Below are 19,590 nucleotides of genomic sequence, written 5' to 3'. Positions count from 1 at the left end.
CTCACTTTGCGCGGTTTGGGCTTGGTTCAGTTGCCCGAGGTGTAAAGGAGTTTGGGTTGAGCACGGGGCCACCTCGGGCTGGCTTCCTGCTCGGAAAGTCGTTTGGCTACAGTCCAACTTTTCGACTGTAGCGAAACGACCTCATTTCACCCCGATTTAGTGACCCGCGTCACGATTGTGGAGGATTTTGGCTACACTCGACGCACAAAATCCAACTGGAGTGTAGCCAAACGGTGCTGCGCGAATCGATCATAGGACTGGAGCGGCCAGGTGAGACGACGCAAAGTGAGCAAGACGGCGCGTTATATTGCGTAGTTTCGCTCACTTTGCGTGGTTTGGCCTTGGCTAAAGAGCCCGGAGCACTTCATCCGGAAAGCGGATCCAGCACACAAAACCGGCCGCGTGCAACACATGCACACGGCCGGTCAGTGTTTAAGAGCTAGTCATGCCAGGGCTAGTCACCCAAGCTCTGCGCTGACTGGAGCGCTATTGATTGAGCTGGGAAACCTAAGGCTGTGTGAGAGGCAGGCGCTGAAATGCGCCCAAGCTCATGCCCGCGCCAGCGCTCAAGCCCGTCACGCTCAGTGCTTGCCTGGGGTTCCCGAAGCGTCAGCGTCCTTGACGTCTTCAAGGTCAGAAGCGACGACCTCGGCGTCAGCGTCCTTCTCGTCGTCGCCGTGACCTTCTGGAACTTCTACTTCGGTCACAATGGGAGCGGTCGCGGTGGACTCTTCAGCGTCGTGTGAACCCAGCGGGCGAGCGTCGGCTGGACGGTTGCCTGGCAGTGGCTCTGACCATGGGTCGTTCACTGGCTGGAGCTTCTTCCATACGAAGTATCCAATGGCACCAATCGCGCCCAGCGCCAGAACCCACACGACCCAGTTCCAACCGTTGCTCTTCTTGTTGGACTTGGCCAGTTCCTTCGACGTCTTCGACGCCTGCTTCGAAAGTTCCTTAGCGCGCTTAGCCGCAGCCTTCTGAGCCTTCTTGATGGCCTTCTTGTCGCCGGTCACGCGACCCACGAACTCTTCCACTCCCTTAGGAGCAGACGCGGAAGCCAGCAGGCCAGCTACCTGCGAAGACGTGTCAGCGAAACGCTTGCTTGCGTCAGAAGCTGCCTTGGTGGAGTACTCGCTTACGCGTTCGCTTGCCTGAGCTGCACGGTCGCGACCCTGCTCCGACAGTTCCTGCAGACGCGGGCCAGCCTGGGCGCGAACCCGGTCGGCAACCTCGTGCAGACGGTCGCTTGTCTGGCTCAGCTTGGGGCCAGCTGCGTCGGTGATGTCGTGAATGAACTCGTTGGCGCGCTCCAGGCCAGGGCCAGTGGCCTCGAGTGCCTGTGCGGAACCTTCTCGAACCGTATTACCAATCTGCGATGCCACGTCACTAACCTCTTCCAAAAATGATTTTGCGGTTGCGGTTGACTTCTTTGCTACTTTTTTAGCCGGCGATTTTTTAAACATGGCCCTCCCAAGCTCGAGAATAAAAACTCGTTACCTTTATCCTACGTGTTTGAGTGTGCAGTGCCACCTGAGCAGGCCTTCTGAGACTGAGTCTTTGCTGTATGCGTGCTGCGCCGAGGTGTCCCGCGCCAACCGCGCTGGCCGAGGTGTTGCGCGCCCGCCGTCCCCGTCACCGGCCCCCGCACCTTGCACCGCCCAGCACCCAACCCCCACCACGGAACCCTGAATGAAACTTGACAAGGCCACAGGCGCGTCATGACACAATGAATCTATGAGTATTGCAACGCAGCAGGCGATCCTGCACACCAACAAGGGCGACATCAAACTCAACCTTTTCGGAAACCACGCGCCAAAAACCGTCGCGAACTTCGTGGAACTTGCCGAAGGCACCCGCGAATACAAGGACGACGCTGGCCGCACCAACCCCACCCGTTACTATGACGGCTTGGGCTTCCACCGCATCATTAAGCAGTTCATGATCCAGGGTGGCTGCCCGCTGGGTCAGGGAACTGGTGGCCCTGGATACATGTTTGACGACGAAATCCACCCTGAACTTCAGTTCACCAAGCCTGGCCTGCTGGCTATGGCTAACGCTGGAACTCGCGGTGGAAAGGGCACCAACGGTTCGCAGTTCTTCATCACCACGGTTCCTACCGAATGGCTCAACGGTAAGCACACCATTTTCGGTGAGGTTGCTGACGAAGAGTCCGCTAAGGTTGTCGCCGACATCGAAGCGACCCCCACCGGCGCCATGGACCGTCCGCAGGAACCTGTTGTCATCGAGTCGGTTGAAATCATCAAGTAAACCGCACTTGTGACTGAACATCCGGATCACAACGAGCCGCCCACCATTGGTGGGCGGTCTTCGTTTTCGCATAATTCGCCCGAGGTGGGGCACGGCGGCATAGATCATCCCGAGGTGGGTCCCCCTGACGCTCAAAACCCCGAGGTGGGTTCGGCTGGGAGCGGGCAGACACCTCGGGAGTGGCCCGCTGACACCCAACCGAACCACACGCACAACGGCACCACCCGGCGCTCACCAGCGGTCGAGGCGCTACGCAAAAGCCCTGTCACCGTGACAATCGCCGCAGTGACGGTCCTGGTGTGGTTGACCCAGTTTGTTCCCGGCTGGCATGTGCAGGAGCGGCTGGCGTTTGTGCCGCTGTGGGCCTTGGACGAGCCGTGGCGGTTCGCTACCACGATGCTGGTTCACTCCCAGCCCAGCCCCACGCACGTGCTGTTTAACATGATGGGGCTGTTGATCTTTGGCACGTTCTTGGAACGCGCGCTGGGATCGGTGTTCTTCGCGGTGACGTATGTGTTGTCCGGGGTGGGCGGTTCGGCGATGGTGTGGCTGTTGGCCACGGAAGGAATTGCGCACCCGTTCGCGCTGTATGTGGGTGCATCTGGTGCAGTTTTTGGGCTTGTGGGCGTGCTACTGGTGCCGTCCAAGCGTTTGGACCGCAACTGGGGTGGCGTCGCGGGGTTCGTGCTGTTGAACGTGCTCATGCTGTTCGTTGAGCCGAACATTGCGTGGGAAGCTCACCTCGGCGGATTGATCGTCGGGTTTGTTCTGGGCGCGATCAGGCTGTGGACGATGAAGCCAAACGGCGCTAAGTGAGCGAAACTACGCAATATAATGCGCCTTTTCGCTCGCTTTGAGCCGTTTGGTCGGCTGCTTAAAGTCCTTCAGCCTTAAGCATCATCGGAGTCAAACGGGCTGGCAGGACCAATCAGCCGTTCGCCCATACGCAAGAAGATCTGAGTCAACGGCCCAACGAAGAACGCGTACAGGATCGTCCCCACGAACAGCCGCCCGCCCATGAAGAATCCCAGGACCATAACCAGAATCTCAAGAACTGAACGCACCAAGAACACCGGCCGGCCTGTGGCACTGACCAGGCCCGTCATGAGGCCGTCGCGTGGCCCCGGCCCAAAGTTGGGCACAATATACAGTGCGGTCGCCAACGCATTCACCACGATTCCTGCAACCATGAGCACCACTGCCCACACCAGGTTTGGCGCCACCGGAATAACAAGCCCCCACAGGTCAATAAAAACGCCCACCAGAAGCGCGTTTGAAATGGTGCCCAGCCCCACGCGCAGGTGCTTGCGAATAGGGATCCACAGCAACATCACCACGATCGACACCATGACGGTGCACGTCCCAACGCTGAACCCAAGCATCTTCGAAAGCCCCTGGTGCAACACGTCCCACGGCATGTTCCCTAGGTCCGACTGCAGCAACAACCTGCACGACAACCCGTACAATACGAGTCCGCCGTACAACGCGAGCAAGCGCACCCACATCGGTGCGCTTGCTAGCAATCTGAAGTTTTTTCCGGAAGCTCCCACGAGGGGCAGTATAAGCTCAGCGAGTCATCGCCATCTAGTCGACATGCCAAGACCCACGACCATGATCCCGAACCCAACCAGCAGGTTCCAGTTACCCCACGCCTCGACCGGCCACTTGCCAGTCGAAATGTAGAACACCACGAGCCACGCCAGACCCAGCAACAGGATCCCCAACATGACTGGCAGGAACCAGCGCGGGTTGGGGCGGTTGACCTTGCCGTGGTCGGCAGAGGAGTAGGTGGAGGTTTTGCGTCCCGAGGCGCGCTTAGCTGGGTTGCCCGACCTCGAGGTGCGCTTGGCAGAACTTTTCGCGGATTCGCTCTTGCCACTCTTAGTTTCCTTGCCGCCTTTTTCGTCCTTGCCAGCCTTGTTGCTCTTGGAGCCCTTAGCGGACTCGGACTTGGCGTCCTTCGAAGGTGAGTCCTTCTTGGAAGAGGTTTCTTTTTTCGCCGAGGTCGTTCCCGACTTTGCGTCGTCCTTCTCCGTGGCGTCCTTGGCACCTACGGCCGTGCTACCAGCCTCGGAACCCTTACCAGCCGCTGAGTCCTTGTCAGCGTCGGTTGCAGGCTCGGCCTCGGTGTCTCCCACCTCGGCGGTCTCTACGTTTTCAGTGTCCTCAGCGACGGAGGAATCGACCGGTTGCTTCGCAGAGTCCTTTGCCTGGGCATCCCTCGAAGCCTGGGTTGCCTTGTTTCGCGAAGTCCTTTGCACTCGGTTGGGCTTAGCCACGATTCTCCTCTTTTCGTTAAGTCCTCAAAGATTGTACTTGCTACGAGTCGAATTACCGCATGTTTACACCGACTTCTAAGGGTAGACCGTAATATATATGGTGAGAAACTCGGCGTTCGTTGTGCCGGGTGCCCGTTTGGTCGTCTAAATGCCAGTCAACAGGCATGGTGAGGTGTTCGTGGAACAGCCCAGAACCCGCAGGGAACGTCGCGAAATGGAGCGTGCCCGAGCAGAAGCTGAGCAAGCCCGTCAAGCGACGCAACCCGCCTCTGGTGGGACCAGTGGGGCCGAGGCTGGTGGAGTCGGTGGGCCCGCACCCGAATCCGACCAACCCACCCAACAGTTCTCGCCGGTGACGTTCCCACAAACGGCTTACCAGGCGCCTGCTGCTTCGCGGCCGTTCATTCGGCCAGCGGAGCCTAATGCCACCTCGGCGGCCGCTAACAACTCTTACAACGCCCAGCCGGGCGCGCAGCACAACTCCCAGCCAGGCGCGCAACCCGGCATACAGGGGGACATTGACCAAACGCAGCCGTTCCAAGCCGTGCAGGCGCGCCCCCAGGACCAGGCGGGGCAGCGCCCCCAGGACGAGCCCCTGCCCACTCGCGCCCAAAAACGCGCGCAGGACCAGGCGGCGCACGCCCAACACCGCAGGAACCAGAAACCCGAACGGCAACCCCTAGGCGTTGTGCGTGGGACGATCCGCACGTTCGGCGAACTGTGCATCACAGCTGGGCTGATCATGATCCTATTCGTGGTGTGGCAGCTGTGGTGGACTGACATCGAAGCCAACCGCGACAACGAAAACCTCGCATCGAACCTGGTCACACAGTGGAAAGACAACCCACGCGACAAGACCCCTGACGACCCTGACACACCCGTGATCGCAAAGACGCCAGAAGAGAACCAGGCGTTCGGGATCATGTACGTGCCACGTTTTGGCGACGACTACTACCGCACCATTGCTGAAGGTGTGCAGCTCGAACCCGTTCTGAACCGCATGGGAATGGGCCACTACCCGTCGAGCGCGCGGCCCGGTGAAGTGGGCAACTTCGCGATGGCTGGGCACCGAGTGACGTACGGAAAGCCGTTGAACTTGATCGCTGAAATGCGCCCCGGCGACCCGGTGGTCATTCAGACCCAAGAAGGCTTTTACACGTACACCATGCGTAACTTCGACATCATTTTGCCTGATCAGACCGAGGTGCTCGCCCCAGTTCCCGGATTCCCGGAATACAAGGGTAAAGAACGGCTCATGACGTTGACGGCGTGTAACCCCATGTTTTCGGCGCGGGAGCGTTACGTGATCTACGCCGAGCTCACCGAATGGCGCCCTGCATCTGAAGGGCCACCCGATGCCATTAAGGATTCTGCGGCGTTTAAGAAGGCTGGAGGTCAGTGATGTATGAACTAATATGGCGGATTCTGCCAGGTAACTGGTTCGTTAAAACTTTGATTTCACTGATTCTGATTGCTGGGATCGTGTTCGTGCTCATGCAGTACGTGTTTCCCGTGATCGCGCCGTACATGCCGTTTAACGACGCCACGGTTGAAGAAGGCGCGTTCGCCCCAGCGCAAGGTTTGACGGGACTGGGCTCATGACGCACATTTTGGTGATCGACAACTACGACAGTTTTGTGTACACGCTCGTGGGGTATGTGCAGGAACTGGGTGCTACCACCACGGTTATTCGCAATGATGACGTGGACGCTGACCAGCTGGACGACTACCTGCCCCAGTTCGACGGGGTCCTGGTGTCGCCCGGCCCGGGTACTCCGGCAGATTCGGGTGTGTGCCCGCAGGTGATCCGTTGGTGTGAGGCGCACTCGCTGCCCATGTTCGGCGTGTGTTTGGGGCACCAAGCCCTAGCCGAGGTGTTCGGCGCCACCGTTGCGCACTCACCTGTTCTGATGCATGGGAAGACGTCGCTTGTTCGGCACAATGAGTCTGGCATTTTTGCCGGGTGCAGGAACCCGTTGACTGCGACCCGGTATCACTCTTTGGCGATTGTCGACAGCACACTTCCCGACGATCTTTTTGAAGCGGCCGCGCACACCGATGACGGGGTCATCATGGCTATTGAGCACCGTCACGCACCGTTGGCCGGGGTACAGTTCCACCCCGAGTCCGTTCGTACGGAGGACGGTTACCTCATGGTGGGGAACTTCTTGGCTAGGTGTGGGCTTGCCGATGCACCAGCTAAGGCCACGGGCCGGTCGCCTGTTGCAACTGCGTCGCTGAACAAGTAACAGTTACTTAGCCCAAACGGCGCAAAGCGAGCGAAACTACGCGTTATAACGCGCCGTATCGCTCGCTTTGCGCCGTTTCGTCCGGGCTAATCAGCCCAAGCCCTCTACGGAATCCTCTGCTGCACGTCGTTTTCTGACGGTGCTGGTGGGAAGAACGGCGGGCGTGATGGCTCCGGTGCCTGCGACGGCTCTGGTGATGGCGGTGGTGGCGCCTTAGCGACGCGGATCGTCACCGTCGAGTGCTGATCGGCCGTGGAACCGCCCTGCAGCGACTGCTCAAACACTTCACCTTCAGTGTGGTCACTTGTTTCGACTTCCTTGACGTCACACTTCAGTTGCGTCTTCTTGTCTTCAAGCGCACCACAGGCGTCGTCCTTGGTCATGCCAATAACGTCGGGTACTTCGACCTTTCCGCTGGACAGCACCAGGTCCACGGTGGACCCAGCCTTCACGGTTGAGCCCTTCTTGGGTTCAGTGCTGAGAACTGTGCCCTTGTCTTCATCGGGCGAATTCTCTTCAATGTTAGACCCAGCGTTGAGTCCCACTTTTTCCAGCTCCTGCCGGGCTTGAGCCTCACTCATGCCCTTGAGGTCAGGAATCTTAACGTCCTCGGGCCCGGTTGAAACCTTGAGAACGACCGTCTCGCCTTCAGGCACCTCGGTGCCCGGGCCAGGATCAGTGCTGACAACGTTTCCTTCTTTAACGTCGTTGTCGGCTACCTCTTCCTCTTTAGCCACCAGGTTGTTTTGTTGCAGGTACGTTTTAGCTTCCTCAACCGACTTGTCGGAAAGGTCAGCCAGCTGCACGGTGACAATCTCTGGCGGTTTCGACGCTTGGTAGACCCAGAACGCCAAACCTGCCAGCACCAAAACAATCATGGCGATACCGGTCCACATGAGCCCGCGCCTCTTGCGGTCGCGCTCAGGGTCCGGTTCTTCCTCTTGCACGGTAGCCACCGCCGAGGTCATAATTCCTGGCTCTGTCCCTGACTGGGAGGCGTGTGCCGGCCCGGAACCGTACTCCGGCTGATGTTCAGCTGGAGTGGCCATGACTCGCGTAGCCGTTTCTGAGGCGTACGGTTGGTTCATCAGCTGCGTGGTCGCTTCGCTGTCGATGCTCATAGGGCGACCGTCACGGGCACACAGGACGTCTTCACGGAATGTGAACGCGTCTTGGTACCGGTCGTCACGCTCCTTTTGAAGCGCGTGCATGAGCAGGCGGTCAACAGCAGGGCTTAAGTTGTGGTTGAGCTCAGACGGAGCCTTGGGGGTTTCCCCAACGTGCTGATACGCAACGGCCAGCTGCGAATCACCCACAAACGGTGGCCGCCCGGTGAGTAGTTCGTACAGAACGCACGCGGTTGAGTACAGGTCTGACCGTGCATCAACCACTTCACCCTTTGCTTGTTCGGGTGACAGGTATTGCGCGGTACCCACAACAGATTGGGTTTGGGTCAGTGAACTGGTGTCCTCCAGTGCACGCGCAATCCCAAAGTCCATGACCTTGATGTCACCTTCGGGAGTGAGCATGACGTTGGCGGGCTTGATGTCACGGTGAACAATTCCCTTGCGGTGGGAGTAGTCCAGCGGTGCTAGTATCCCCGCGACCACGTCTAGAGATTCTTGCGTGGTGAGTGGTCCGTGCTGTGTGATGACTTCGCGGAGGGTCTGCCCTTCGACAAACTCCATCACGATGAAGGGAACTTGAACTTCCCCGCCGCCACTTTCAGTGAAGGTTTCTTCACCCGAGTCGTAGACACCTACAATGCCCGGGTGGTTCAGACGGGCTGCCGATTGGGCTTCCCGCTTGATGCGTTCGTGGAATGAAGGGTCACGTGCCAAGTCGGAGCGCAGCAGTTTGATCGCGACACGGCGACCCAGCCGGGTGTCCCACCCAGCGTGTACTTCTGCCATGCCTCCACGGCCGAGTAGCTCTTTGATCTCATATCTACCCGACAGAATTCGCTCGGCGTTCACACTGACCTCCTAACCACGCTTTGTGAATGTTCAACTTTACTGTGTCATGTTCATTAACGTTTAACCTGTTGACCACGCCTAGTTTCCACCTGCTGTCTTTTCAGGTTTAGGCGCATTGTCGTTGCCGCCGGACCCGTTGCCGTCACCAGAGTCACCGGAGTTACCTGAGCCACCTTCGTCCTGGCCGCCGCCCGGGTCGGTGCTGTCAACGCCGCCACTTCCGTCACCGTCGCCACTTCCGTCGTCGCCGGAGTTGTCATCGCCAGAGTCGCTTCCGTCACCTGGCGCCTGTTTCGTGGGCTTGGGCTTCTGTTTTTGCGTGGGTTCTGGTTTGGGTTCCGGTTCGCTGGGGCCGGTGGAGACTTCGATTGTGACGGTGTCGCCTTCTTCGAACGTGTATCCCTGGTTGCCTTCGCGCACGCTCACCACGCGTCCGGAGGGCTCTGAGGATTCCACGTCCACGTGTTTGACCTTCAGCCCCAGGTTTTCAAGGTTGCGTTCAGCAGTGGTTGCTGTTTGGCCCACGTAGTCGTCGGGGTTGATGGTGACGGTTTTGTTTTCTTCCGTAGGCGTTGCGGTGGCAGTCGCTTCAGGGTTTGGTTCTTCGTCTGTCTTCGCAAATTGCCACACGGCCCATGCGATCGCTGCAATTGCCAGGATCGACAAAACAACAATCGCAATGGCTGCACCCTTGGATTTCTTTTGGGGTTCTTCCACGTCCGAGGTGCCCGCCTCCGGGTCTTCCACCACCGGGTTGACCGCGGTTTGGGGGAGTACCTGGGTGGCTTGTGTGGGTGCGGGTTGGTTGAATACGCGGGTGACCGCTTCCGAGGCCGTTTCTGGCCGCGGGTTCATCTGCGGCACGGCTGCTTCGGCTGCAGCGACGTCACCGGCGATGAGGGCACGCGCTGCGGTTGCTAGAGCTTTTCCGCTTTCTGGGCGTCCTTCAGGTTTCTTCGACAGGGTTGCGTCAACCAGTCGGCGCACAGGTTCTGACACCGACTGCGGAAGCGGTGGGTGTTTGCGGTTGACCTGGGCGATTGCGATTTCAACTTGTGATTCGCCGGTAAATGGGCGCACTCCAGCCAGGGCTTCATACAGGATGACACCAAGCGAGTACAGGTCAGACTGCGGGCGGGACCCTTTACCTGTGGCCTGTTCTGGGGCCAGGTACTGGGCCGTTCCCATGACCTGACCGGTCTTGGTCAGGGGCGCTTGGTCGGCTACGCGGGCAATCCCAAAGTCAGTGATTTTGACTTTGAAGTCAGGGGTGATGAGCAGGTTTCCCGGCTTGATGTCACGGTGAACAACCCCGGCGTTGTGCGCGGCGTTCAAGGCTTCGGCAGCCTGTGCCACGATTTCGAGCGCATCACCTTCGGGCAACCCGCCGTTACGTTCCAGGATCGTGGAAAGCGCTTCACCGGGCACGTACTCCATGACCAAGTACGGTGCTCCGTCCTCTTCGCCGTAGTCGTACACGGCGGCGATTCCAGGGTGCGAAACCGAACCCATCGAGCGGGCTTCGGACTTAAAGCGTGCCAGGAAGCCCGGTTCGGTCCGGTACTCTTCCTTCATGATTTTCGCGGCGACTTCACGGTCTAACACGGTGTCTTTGCCGCGCCAGACTTCGCCCATTCCACCGACGGCGATCCGTCCGGTGAGCTCGTACCTGCTGCCCAGACGAGTACCCTTTTGAGGCCTCATTCGTTCACCACCGCTTCCATGATTTTCTTCGCAATTGGTCCCGCTACTCGACCGCCGGAGGCTTGGTTCCCCGCATTTCCACCGGATTCCACGACGACTGCGACAGCCACTTGAGGATCATCCGCTGGAGCGAAACCAGTGAACCACGCGTGCGGTGCCGCTCCTTGTGCGTGCTGGGCCGTTCCAGTTTTCCCGGCTACCTTCACGCCCGATATCTGCGCGGCCGTACCGGTTCCTTTATCCACAACGTCGACCATCATGTCGGAGAGTTGACGTGCCGTGTCTTTGGAGATCGGACGCGAGTATTCGCGCGGACGTGGCTTCTCAATGGTTTCTAGGGTGCGCGCATTGCGAACTTCGGAGATCAGGTTGGGGCGCATTTCTGTGCCACCGTTAGCGATCGCCGCGGTCACCATGCACACCTGTAGGGGTGTGGTTTTCACTTCGAACTGTCCAATTGCTGACTGTGCGAGTTCTGGTTCGTTTGGCGATTCGGGGAAGGTCGATGCGCTGACTCGCAACGGCATGGTGAAGTTGTCGCCAAAACCAAACTTTTCGGCCTGTTTGTTCATCGCGTCAGCACCTAAGTCCATGCCCAGTTTGGCGATGGGAGTGTTGCACGATTTCATGATCGCGTGCTTGAGGGTGGCCTTCTTCCCGTCGGCACACGTGGAACCACCCGCGTTCTTGATGGTGTGAGTGGTCTGGGGTAGTTTCAGCGCGTTTGGCGCGTCGATTTCAGTGTCTTCGTTGTAATCGCCTGATTCGATCGCGGCTGCGGCTGTCACCAGCTTGAACACGCTTCCTGGCGGGTACAAGTTACCCCCGATTGCGCGGTTATACAGCGGTTTGTCCGGGTCTTTCAGCGCCGACTTGTACGCCGCCTCGGCGTCCTTGCGGTTGTGCGTCGCCATGTCGTTGGGGTTGAACCCAGGCGTGGACACCATTGCCAGAACCTCACCAGTCTTAGGGTTCATAGCCACGGCCGCACCCTTCTGGCCTTCCAGCGCCTGGTACGCGGCGCGCTGAGCCTTGGGGTTGAGGGTCAGTTCGACGGCGGCACCCGTGGGTTCCTGCCCGGTGAGCCAGCCGGATACCCGGTCGTAGAAGAGTTTGTCGTCAGTTCCAGCCAGCAGGCTGCCTTCCGTGCGTTCAAGTCCGGTGGCGCCCGAGGTGATCGAAAAGAAACCTGTTACGGGGCTGTACATTTTGGCTGGGAGGTTGTCGGATCCGTAAGTCCGTTGGAACTTGTACTGATCGTCAACGGGGGTTGAAAGAGCCACGGGCTCACCATCCACCAGGATGGGGCCACGGTTGCGTGACAGTTCCTCAAGAACTGTGCGGTTATTCAGGGGGTTCTCATTCAGTGACTCTGCTGAGAAGTATTGAACGTAGCTGGTGGAACCAAACAGGAACGCGAACATCACAAAGCCCACGACAGCGACGTGCTTGAGCGGCTTATTCATTCGACCTCCTTCTGGTTCAAAACGGTGGTGGGTGCTTCCGACCCAGCTTGGTCAGTCTGGACAGTCTGGGCCTCTTCATCAGCGGAAGCAGAACGAGCGCTGGAAGTGGGGGCCGCCTCGGCGTTGGAACCCCCAGTACCCTTGCGAGACTTACTTTCTGACTCACGGGAAGGCGCAACCCGCAAAACACCCGTAGCGAGCTCTTCCGCAGGGCGACGGGCGTTGTCCGAGGCGCGCAAAAACAGCCCAATGATGATCCAGTTGGCAACCAGGGAAGAACCACCGGCGGCCAAGAATGGTGTGGTCAGACCCGTGAGCGGGATGAGGCGCGTCACACCACCCACCACGATGAACGTCTGCAACGCGACCGTGAACGAAAGGCCTGCGAGAAGTAGGGTGCCGAATCCGTCGCGAAGTTCGGACGCGGTTTTGAAGCCACGCTGGAACAAAATGACGTACAGAATGAGGATGACGAAAAGCCCAATGAGGCCCAGTTCTTCGCCAAGGGAGGCGTAGATGAAGTCGGATTCGGCGTACGGCACCACGTTGGGGCGTCCTTCGCCCAGACCGGTGCCCACCAGTCCACCCTTAGCCATACCGAACAAGCCTTGGACCAGTTGGTACGACCCACCTGGTGACTTGTTGTACTCCTCTGGGCTCAACGCGTTGAGCCAACCGCTCAGACGCTGGTTGACGTGCGAAAACATTTGTGAGGCGACGACTGCACCGGCAACAAAAAGCGTCAGGCCAATGAGGATCCACGACTTCTTGTTCGTAGCGATGTAGAGCATGGCCACGAAGAGTCCAAAGAACAACAGCGACGTTCCCAGGTCACGCTGGAACACCAAGATTCCAACTGACGCGACCCAAGCGATTGCGATGGGGCCGGTGTCGCGCAAACGGGGGAAGCTCAGACCCAGGAACTTTTTGCCCGCGGCGGTGAGCTGGTCGCGGAAAGTTACAAGGTAGCCTGCGAAGAAAATGGCCAGGAAAATTTTGGCCAGCTCACCAGGTTGAAAACTGAACGGGCCTAGGTGAATCCAAATGCGTGCACCGTTAATGGTCTTTCCAAGCCCCGGAATCAGGGGGAGGAGCAGAAGCAACAGCGCAGCCAGGCCAAACGTGTACGTCCAGCGGCGCAAAATGCGGTGGTCGCGCACGAAGATGACGGTGGCAGTGGCCAAAAGCACCCCCAGCGTCATCCAGATGAGCTGGTTGACAGCCACGTGCGTGTTTTTTGCCTGGTCAAGCCTAAAGATCATGGCCAAACCCAGGCCGTTGAGAAGCACTGCGATAGGGACGATCACCGGGTCGGCGTACTTGGCACGCCACCAGGTGACCGCGTGAAGAATGATGCTCAACGCGGCCAACCACACTGAGTACTCGATAACGTTGGCTGGAATCTGTTTGTCGGTTCCCAAGCCCACCAGTGCGTACGCACCTGCGGACACGGCAATAGCGAGCAGAATCAGGAAAAGTTCTGCAATGCGATACGTGCGCGGGCCTTTGGTTTGAGGTGACTGGGCGTTTGCGTTTCGATACGTGCCCTGTTCCTCACCTGCGTCAACATTCCACGTGGCAACACTCATGGGTTTTCACCCTGTTCGGCTTGTTGCGCGGGTTGCTGAGGTTGGTTCGGCTGGTCAGGTTGGCCCGGCTGCTGCTCAGGGTTGTTTTCAGGGCTGTTTCCAGGCTCGCCTGGCGCAGAAGGTGCAGGGTCGGTGCTGTTGCCGTCCGTTGCGCCACCGCTAACGCTTTGCTGGCGAGTCTTATCTGCTGCAGAACGCAGATTCTCAACGATCTTCTGGGCTTCGTCGTGACTGGACGCAGGGATCGTTTCTTTCAATCTGCTCTGCGTGTACGCAGGAAGGTACTGGACTTCGATGTCCGTGGTCTCGTTCAGGTTCGACAGTTCAAACGGCCCCAGGTTCTGCGAAACCCCCTGATAAACAGCGACCTTGCCGTTTTCTTCCGTCACGTAATACTGCGACTGAATAAACGCTTTCCCGGCAAACCCGGCCACGATAAGCAAAACAATGACCGCCCCAGCGATCGCCCAGGGAATCCAACGACGGCGAGGTTCCTCGTCAGAGAACTCATCAAAATCGTCAGTGTCAGCGCCAAGATCCTTACGCTTGCGACTCTTGGTCGCTCGCGCTTTTCCCCGACCGCCCCGCTTACTGTCACCAGCAACGGCTGCGGCCGAACTCGCAGCCGCCCCAACAGCGGTAGCCGAAACCGCCTCGGCGGTTTCCTCATCAGCGCCGTCACTTGCCTTCTCAGAGTTAGTCGCGGTGCCCGCCCCGGCATCGGAGGCGCCGTCCGCGGGGGTCTCGTCGTCACGGGAGTTGGAAACCACCTCGGCGGTGTCCTCATCCACCTGAGGCAACGCCTCAGTTTCTAAATCCTCAACCGGCTGGGTGCCGTCGACGGGCTGCGTGTCGTTGTCGACCGTGCCCAGCTGCGCGAACTGCGGGTTGATCTCAACCGAACCGCCAAACTGGCCGGGGGCATCCAGATCTTCATCCGTGAGGTCGGTCGCGTCAACAACATCGCCGATCACCACCGTGATGTTGTCAGCACCCCCGCCTTCGAGCGCCATGTTGACCAGTTTTTCCGCGCACTCGCCAGGGTCGTCGATCGAACGCAAAGCCTCTTCGATGACGTCGAGGTCAGCGAACCCGGTGAGACCGTCGGAACACAGCATCCATCGGTCGCCAATGCGCGCCTCACGCACGGACATGTCAAGCTCAGGAGAGGCTCCCACGTCACCCAAAACGCGCATCACAACAGAGCGCTGCGGGTGGTATTCGGCTTCTTCAGGGGTGATGCGACCCTCGTCGACCAGCATCTGCACAAACGTGTGGTCGGTGGTCATCTGCGAAAACGAATCGTCCCGCAACAGGTACGCCCGCGAGTCACCGATGTGTGCCAGGGCCAAACGGTCGTTACACCGCAACAGTGCAGTGACGGTCGTTCCCATGCCACCCAGCTGAGGTTCGTCCTCAACTGCGCGCGCAATACGGTCGTTCGCGTCCAAAATGGTGGAGCGCAGGGAGTCCAGGCTTTCGCCAGTGTGGTCCCCGTGGTCCAGTGAAGCTAGGCGGGCGACCGCAATTGCAGACGCGACATCGCCACCCGCGTGACCACCCATGCCATCAGCGATGAGAAGAAAGTTACGGCCCGCATAACCGGAGTCTTGGTTGTTCTTCCTGACCAGACCCACATTGGACCGTACAGCGCTGTTGAATACAAAATCGGTCACGAACGTAACTCCACCGTGGTGTTACCGATAGTCACCGGCATGTGTACTCCCAGCGAGGTGGGCGCCTCAAGTTGGTGTTGCCCCATGAACGTGCCGTTCGTTGAACCCAGGTCCTCCACGTACCAACCGCCTCGGCCGTCCGGGCCGATCTTGGCATGAAAACCACTAGCGAAGTCGTCATCGAGGACCAGAGTGTTCTCGCGGCTACGTCCCAGCGTAATGGGCGCATCGCCTAATGCAATAACCGTTCCAGAAAGAGGGCCCGAGGTGACCACCAGTTCGCTTGCGAAATCAGAGGCTTGGTGGTGGGCGTCTGGGGCGGCGGTGCCTGCTGCGGCGCCTGCGCCTACGGGCTGCTGGGTCGCCGGGGCAGACTGTTGCGCTTTGGCTCGCTTGCGGCGCTTGCCCGCCTTGACTTTGCGCGGGCCGAACAGGTCGCGACTCAGCACGCCTGCCACCATGAACACGAACACCCACATGGCAATAAACAGGCCGAACCGTAGCGCGACAACGGTAAATTCGGTCATCGACGTCCCATCTCCATGGAACAGAACGTTACCGAAGTATCGCCCGCGGTGAGAGTCACGCCATCAGTGAGCGTGATGGAGGTGATGCGGTGGCCATTGTGCAGGGTGCCGTTGGTGGAGCCGAGGTCAGTGGCAGTCGCATGCGTACCGTCGATGGTGATTTCGAAGTGACGGCGAGAAATCCCTGGGTCGTCCAACACGAAGTCAGCTGACTGCGAACTGCGCCCGAACACAGTAGTTCCCTGCCTCAGCGGAGTGAACTGTCCGTTGACTTTGACCCCGAAACGCGGGGCGGTGCGGCCCCGTACGGGGTTGCCGCCACCTCGGGCAGGGTTGGCTGGGACTCCCGAGGCGGGTGCGGCTTGCGCTGAGGCAGCGGAGGCCACCACCGGGTTGGCGCCGGTGCGGTGGGCGTTCTGCGCGCTTTCATAAGCCTCTGGCACGATCGGGTTGGAGCGGCTGGGTGGGTCGTAACCACCTCGGCCGGAAGGTTGCGCAGCCAAGGTGCCGTCAGGGCGGCGGGTAGAGGCGCGGACGCGGTAGATGCCGGTGTCCAGGTCTTCTGCCGGTTCGAGCGTGACGGTCACCGGGCCCACGAAGCTGTAACCCTGTTCAATCGCGTGCTCGCCAACCACTTGGCGCAGGTCAGCGGTGAGTTCTTCGCTCAAGGAGTCGAGGCGTTCGAAGTCGCTGGCGGCAAGCTCAATTACGTAGTTGTTCGAGGTGAGGGTGCGTCCGCGAGACACCACAGCGGCGTGCGTGTCAGCTTCCTTCTTCAGCGCGCCGGCGAGCTCAACGGGTTCAACCTGGGAGCGGAAAGCTTTTGCGAAGGTTTGGTTGACGACGCGTTCGATACCTTTTTCGAATCGGTCTAGTACGCCCACGTTCGCTCCCCCTGTTCGCTGTCAGGCTGTGTGCCGTTAGCTGTTTCTGCCACACGTTGTAACTGCATTAACTGCATTAATTGCGTAGTAGTAACTGCTGGGCGAACAGTATAACCGCGACACGGTTGGATGTGACATGCGGTTTTGTTCACGTTGTTCACTCAGTAGCCTGTGCTGTCAGTGGTGTGTGCGCATGCTCCCGCATGGCGTAATCACCTGTACTTCCACCTGTACTTCAAATGCTTATGGTAGCGGGTTAGTTGCATAAAGCACTGGATTTTGTTGTTCGTAGCCTGAACGTGTACAGTTATGCCTTGTCGCTCGCGCGAGTGGCGGAATTGGTAGACGCGCTGGCTTCAGGTGCCAGTGATCGCAAGATCGTGGGGGTTCAAGTCCCCCCTCGCGCACGTTTTTTCGGGGTCTCACCTTTGGGTGGGGCCCCGAGTTTTTTGTATTCACATGCGGTTACGCTGTTTCGTCTGGTGTTAGTCGCGGGACGCATCATTTGGCTACAGTCGAGTTCGATTTTGGGGCTCGAGTGTAGCCAAAAGGGCCTAAAACTGTGGCGTGCGTCACGTGTTAGGGGTGTTTTGGGGTTATTTGGATACAGTCCAAAAATTGGACTGTATCCAAAAGTGTTCTAGGGGGCCGAGGTGGGGGATGCCCTGCGTGTTAATGCGGTTACCGCGGGTTACCCACCACGCGTGAGCTGTCTTTCGTTTGCTGTGTTGGGTAACTAGCCGTTTTATGGCCGAAAACGTGACCAAAACGAACAAAATGGGTGTTTAGTCATCACATTGGATTGAGCTGTGTTGGGTAAACGGTTCTTGTGCGCGTGCGACGGCGTTGCGCCTGCGGGGTGAAAGTGCGGCTGGTTTTCGCTCGCTTTGCGCCGTTTCGTCTGGGGTTGGCTCTCCATGTGACGGTGGCCTTGCGATATGACAATGGGTCCCACGATTTAAACCGGGGGACCCATGTAATGTCCTAACGCTACGGTGCCTAACGGCTGGGCCGCCAGAGGATGTGTTTCCGTAGGGTATGTCGCTATTTTAGCTTCATGAGTGATGTGGAGCGTGGTTGGAGTGCTTCGAGTCCGCCGGTGCGGAAGCGTTGCAGTAGGGTTTTGGCCCTCCCGCAACTTTCTCCCACCTCGGGCAGGGGAGTAAGCTCACGTGCGCTGGTTCCCACCTCGGGGGCCCGCTCTAACATGCAAAACCGCTCACTCCTAACCACCCCAATAACTTCTGTCCGCCACCGTGGATAGTTTCTTGTGCTGGACAAAAGTTACTCTCCGGAGCCCCTAGAAATCGCGGTTTGTGAGCCGGGTCACGTGCTAGCATTGACCGTTCCTACCGCGTAAATGCGCGTGCAGTAACAGCTCAATACAGGACCAAATCCAGTCTCAACAACAGTTCGGGCTGCAACCCAAATACCAACCCAACACAGTGAGGAGTGCTCATGGCAGACTCAAAGTCCACGAGCGGTCTCGTTGAAAACCGCACCATTGACTGGGTCCCTCCAAATGAGCGGCACGGAACCGCGTTTTCACAGTTCACCCTGTGGTTTGGTTCGAACACGCAGATCACCGCGATCGTCGATGGCGCGCTCGCAATTGCCGTGTTCAAGTCCGACGCTCTATGGGCCATCATCGCCCTGCTCGTTGGGAACATCTTGGGTGGAACCATCATGGCGTTGCACTCGGCGCAGGGCCCCACGCTCGGTTTGCCGCAGATGATTTCCTCGCGCGCACAGTTCGGTGTGATCGGAGCGATCTTCCCGCTGGTGCTGGTTGTGCTCATGTACATCGGCTTCGCGTCTACGGGTGCGGTGCTGTCAGGACAAGCCGTCAACGGAATCTTGGGGATCACCGCTAAAGAGTTCAGCTGGGTGGGTATCGTCATCTTCGGTATTCTGACGGCAATTATTGCCCTTCTGGGGTACAAGTACATTCACGTGCTGGGGCGTATTTCATCTGTCACTGGTTTGCTTGGCTTCCTGTACCTCACTGCAATCGTGGTGATCACTGTCGACGTTCCTGCCGTCCTCGCTAACAGCGAGTTCAGCGCGCCAGTGTTCCTGAGTGTCGTGGCGCTGTCGGCGGGATGGCAGCTCACCTACGGCCCGTATGTGGCGGACTATTCGCGCTACCTGCCTGAAAGCACCCCGCGCCGAGCCACCTTCTGGTTCACGTTCGGCGGTTCGGTCATTGGTTCGCAGTGGTCCATGACCCTGGGTGTCCTGATCGCGGCAACGGCGATGTCACAGGGCGGCGATGCATTTCTGGACAACCAGGTTGGCTTTATTGGTGACCTGGCCGGTGGTGGAGTGCTGGCTTTGCTCATTTTTATTGTGATCCTGTTGGGCAAGCTCACGGTGAACACCCTCAACGCGTACGGCGCGTTCATGTGCGTGCTGACGATTGTCACGTCGTTCCGTAACCGAGTGAGTGTCACCAAGGTTGCCCGCGCGATCTTCGTCGTCACGATTGTTGCGCTGACCATTGTGGTGGCCTTGCTCGCGTCCGCTGACTTCTTGGCCAACTTCAAGAACTTTGTTCTGGCGCTACTCATGGTGTTCACGCCGTGGAGCGTGGTGAACCTGGTGGACTACTACTTTGTGTCCAAGGACCGCTTTGATATTCCTGCGTTGTATGACCGCCGAGGTCGTTACGGGGATTGGAACGTCGGCGCCTTGGTTGCGTACGTAGTGGGTGTTGCGGTGCAGATTCCGTTTATGGATCAGACGATCTACACGGGTCCCCTGGTGGAGGTGCTCGGTGGCGCGGATGTCTCCTGGATCATTGGCATCATTGTCACCACGGCGATCTACTACCCGTGGGCTAAGAAGACCAACGTCGCACCCGCTCACACAATTTATCCCGAGGCGGACTGAACCACCTCGGCGTGGAACTAAGCCCAACGGCGCAAAGCGAGCGAAACTGCGCAATATAACGCGCAGTTTCGCTCGCTTTG

Annotated in this window: 17 protein-coding genes and 1 tRNA gene; 7 read left to right on the top strand and 11 right to left on the bottom strand. The window is 58.8% G+C overall.

All coding sequences use genetic code 11. The features are described 5' to 3' along the window. Nucleotides 1-581 precede the first annotated feature (581 nt). On the bottom strand, nucleotides 582-1,463 hold the full coding sequence (locus QP868_RS09285) for a hypothetical protein (RefSeq protein ID WP_284926284.1): 882 nt from the start codon (nucleotides 1,461-1,463) through the stop codon (nucleotides 582-584). A 36-nt stretch (nucleotides 1,464-1,499) separates the two neighbouring features. Further along, nucleotides 1,500-1,709 (bottom strand): hypothetical protein, encoded by a 210-nt coding sequence (locus QP868_RS09280; protein WP_284926283.1) that lies wholly within the window; start codon nucleotides 1,707-1,709, stop codon nucleotides 1,500-1,502. A gap of 25 nt (nucleotides 1,710-1,734) precedes the next feature. Between QP868_RS09280 and QP868_RS09275 the strand changes: the two genes are divergently transcribed. Both QP868_RS09275 and QP868_RS09270 read left to right on the top strand, forming a co-directional pair. Further along, nucleotides 1,735-2,268 (top strand): peptidylprolyl isomerase, encoded by a 534-nt coding sequence (locus QP868_RS09275; protein ID WP_284926282.1) that lies wholly within the window; start codon nucleotides 1,735-1,737, stop codon nucleotides 2,266-2,268. Between the two features lie 9 nt (nucleotides 2,269-2,277). Next, nucleotides 2,278-3,084 carry a rhomboid family intramembrane serine protease gene (locus QP868_RS09270; RefSeq protein WP_284926281.1) on the top strand — a complete coding sequence of 269 codons (807 nt, stop codon included), beginning with the start codon at nucleotides 2,278-2,280 and terminating at the stop codon, nucleotides 3,082-3,084. A gap of 74 nt (nucleotides 3,085-3,158) precedes the next feature. Here the strand turns inward: QP868_RS09270 and yczE are convergent, their stop codons facing one another. Together yczE and QP868_RS09260 are read right to left on the bottom strand one after the other, a co-directional pair. Then, on the bottom strand, nucleotides 3,159-3,818 hold the full coding sequence (gene yczE / locus QP868_RS09265; RefSeq protein ID WP_284926280.1) for a membrane protein YczE: 660 nt from the start codon (nucleotides 3,816-3,818) through the stop codon (nucleotides 3,159-3,161). Nucleotides 3,819-3,842: 24 nt separating this feature from the next. Next, nucleotides 3,843-4,547 carry a cell division protein CrgA gene (locus tag QP868_RS09260; RefSeq protein ID WP_284926279.1) on the bottom strand — a complete coding sequence of 235 codons (705 nt, stop codon included), beginning with the start codon at nucleotides 4,545-4,547 and terminating at the stop codon, nucleotides 3,843-3,845. Between the two features lie 178 nt (nucleotides 4,548-4,725). On the opposite strand from QP868_RS09260, the gene QP868_RS09255 reads away from it, so the two are divergent. The 3 genes from QP868_RS09255 to QP868_RS09245 are packed head-to-tail and all read left to right on the top strand — an operon-like array spanning nucleotide 4,726 to nucleotide 6,796. After that, a complete protein-coding gene (locus QP868_RS09255) occupies nucleotides 4,726-5,949 on the top strand; it encodes a class E sortase (RefSeq protein ID WP_284926278.1) in 1,224 nt (407 codons plus the stop codon). Beyond that, nucleotides 5,949-6,149, top strand: a complete 201-nt coding sequence (locus tag QP868_RS09250; protein WP_005886075.1) for a hypothetical protein — start codon at nucleotides 5,949-5,951, stop codon at nucleotides 6,147-6,149. The genes QP868_RS09255 and QP868_RS09250 overlap by 1 nt, the downstream gene beginning before the upstream one ends. Next, nucleotides 6,146-6,796 (top strand): anthranilate synthase component II, encoded by a 651-nt coding sequence (locus tag QP868_RS09245; protein WP_284926277.1) that lies wholly within the window; start codon nucleotides 6,146-6,148, stop codon nucleotides 6,794-6,796. Before QP868_RS09250 ends, QP868_RS09245 begins: the two co-directional genes overlap by 4 nt. 104 nt (nucleotides 6,797-6,900) lie before the next feature. On the opposite strand, the gene pknB is transcribed toward QP868_RS09245, so the two are convergent. The 7 genes from pknB to QP868_RS09210 all read right to left on the bottom strand — a co-directional run bounded on the left by pknB (nucleotide 6,901) and on the right by QP868_RS09210 (nucleotide 16,618). Continuing rightward, entirely contained in the window at nucleotides 6,901-8,772 is a 1,872-nt protein-coding gene (gene pknB / locus QP868_RS09240; protein WP_284926276.1) for a Stk1 family PASTA domain-containing Ser/Thr kinase, read from the bottom strand. A gap of 78 nt (nucleotides 8,773-8,850) precedes the next feature. Further along, on the bottom strand, nucleotides 8,851-10,476 hold the full coding sequence (locus tag QP868_RS09235) for a protein kinase domain-containing protein (RefSeq protein WP_284926275.1): 1,626 nt from the start codon (nucleotides 10,474-10,476) through the stop codon (nucleotides 8,851-8,853). Continuing rightward, a complete protein-coding gene (locus tag QP868_RS09230; protein WP_284926274.1) occupies nucleotides 10,473-11,942 on the bottom strand; it encodes a peptidoglycan D,D-transpeptidase FtsI family protein in 1,470 nt (489 codons plus the stop codon). The genes QP868_RS09235 and QP868_RS09230 overlap by 4 nt, the downstream gene beginning before the upstream one ends. After that, nucleotides 11,939-13,531: an FtsW/RodA/SpoVE family cell cycle protein gene (locus tag QP868_RS09225; protein ID WP_284926273.1), complete on the bottom strand. Its 1,593-nt coding sequence runs from the start codon at nucleotides 13,529-13,531 to the stop codon at nucleotides 11,939-11,941. Before QP868_RS09225 ends, QP868_RS09230 begins: the two co-directional genes overlap by 4 nt. After that, nucleotides 13,528-15,207, bottom strand: coding sequence for a PP2C family protein-serine/threonine phosphatase (locus QP868_RS09220; RefSeq protein WP_284926272.1), 1,680 nt, complete (start codon nucleotides 15,205-15,207; stop codon nucleotides 13,528-13,530). Before QP868_RS09220 ends, QP868_RS09225 begins: the two co-directional genes overlap by 4 nt. Then, nucleotides 15,204-15,734, bottom strand: a complete 531-nt coding sequence (locus QP868_RS09215) for an FHA domain-containing protein FhaB/FipA (RefSeq protein WP_284926271.1) — start codon at nucleotides 15,732-15,734, stop codon at nucleotides 15,204-15,206. The genes QP868_RS09220 and QP868_RS09215 overlap by 4 nt, the downstream gene beginning before the upstream one ends. Next, the gene (locus QP868_RS09210) at nucleotides 15,731-16,618 is read right to left on the bottom strand and encodes a DUF3662 and FHA domain-containing protein (RefSeq protein ID WP_284926270.1); all 888 of its coding nucleotides are present in this window, start codon (nucleotides 16,616-16,618) and stop codon (nucleotides 15,731-15,733) included. Before QP868_RS09210 ends, QP868_RS09215 begins: the two co-directional genes overlap by 4 nt. Before the next feature lie 323 nt (nucleotides 16,619-16,941). On the opposite strand from QP868_RS09210, the gene QP868_RS09205 reads away from it, so the two are divergent. Next, nucleotides 16,942-17,025 (top strand) — tRNA-Leu (locus tag QP868_RS09205). A 1,051-nt stretch (nucleotides 17,026-18,076) separates the two neighbouring features. Continuing rightward, a complete protein-coding gene (locus QP868_RS09200) occupies nucleotides 18,077-19,510 on the top strand; it encodes a purine-cytosine permease family protein (RefSeq protein WP_284926269.1) in 1,434 nt (477 codons plus the stop codon). Nucleotides 19,511-19,590: the final 80 nt, after the last annotated feature.

It is taken from the genome of Brevibacterium sp. UMB1308A (assembly GCF_030230605.1).
Taxonomy (GTDB): Bacteria; Actinomycetota; Actinomycetes; order Actinomycetales; family Brevibacteriaceae; genus Brevibacterium.
The sequence above is the reverse complement of the archived record's forward strand: the minus strand, read 5'-3'. Positions and strand labels throughout refer to the sequence as shown.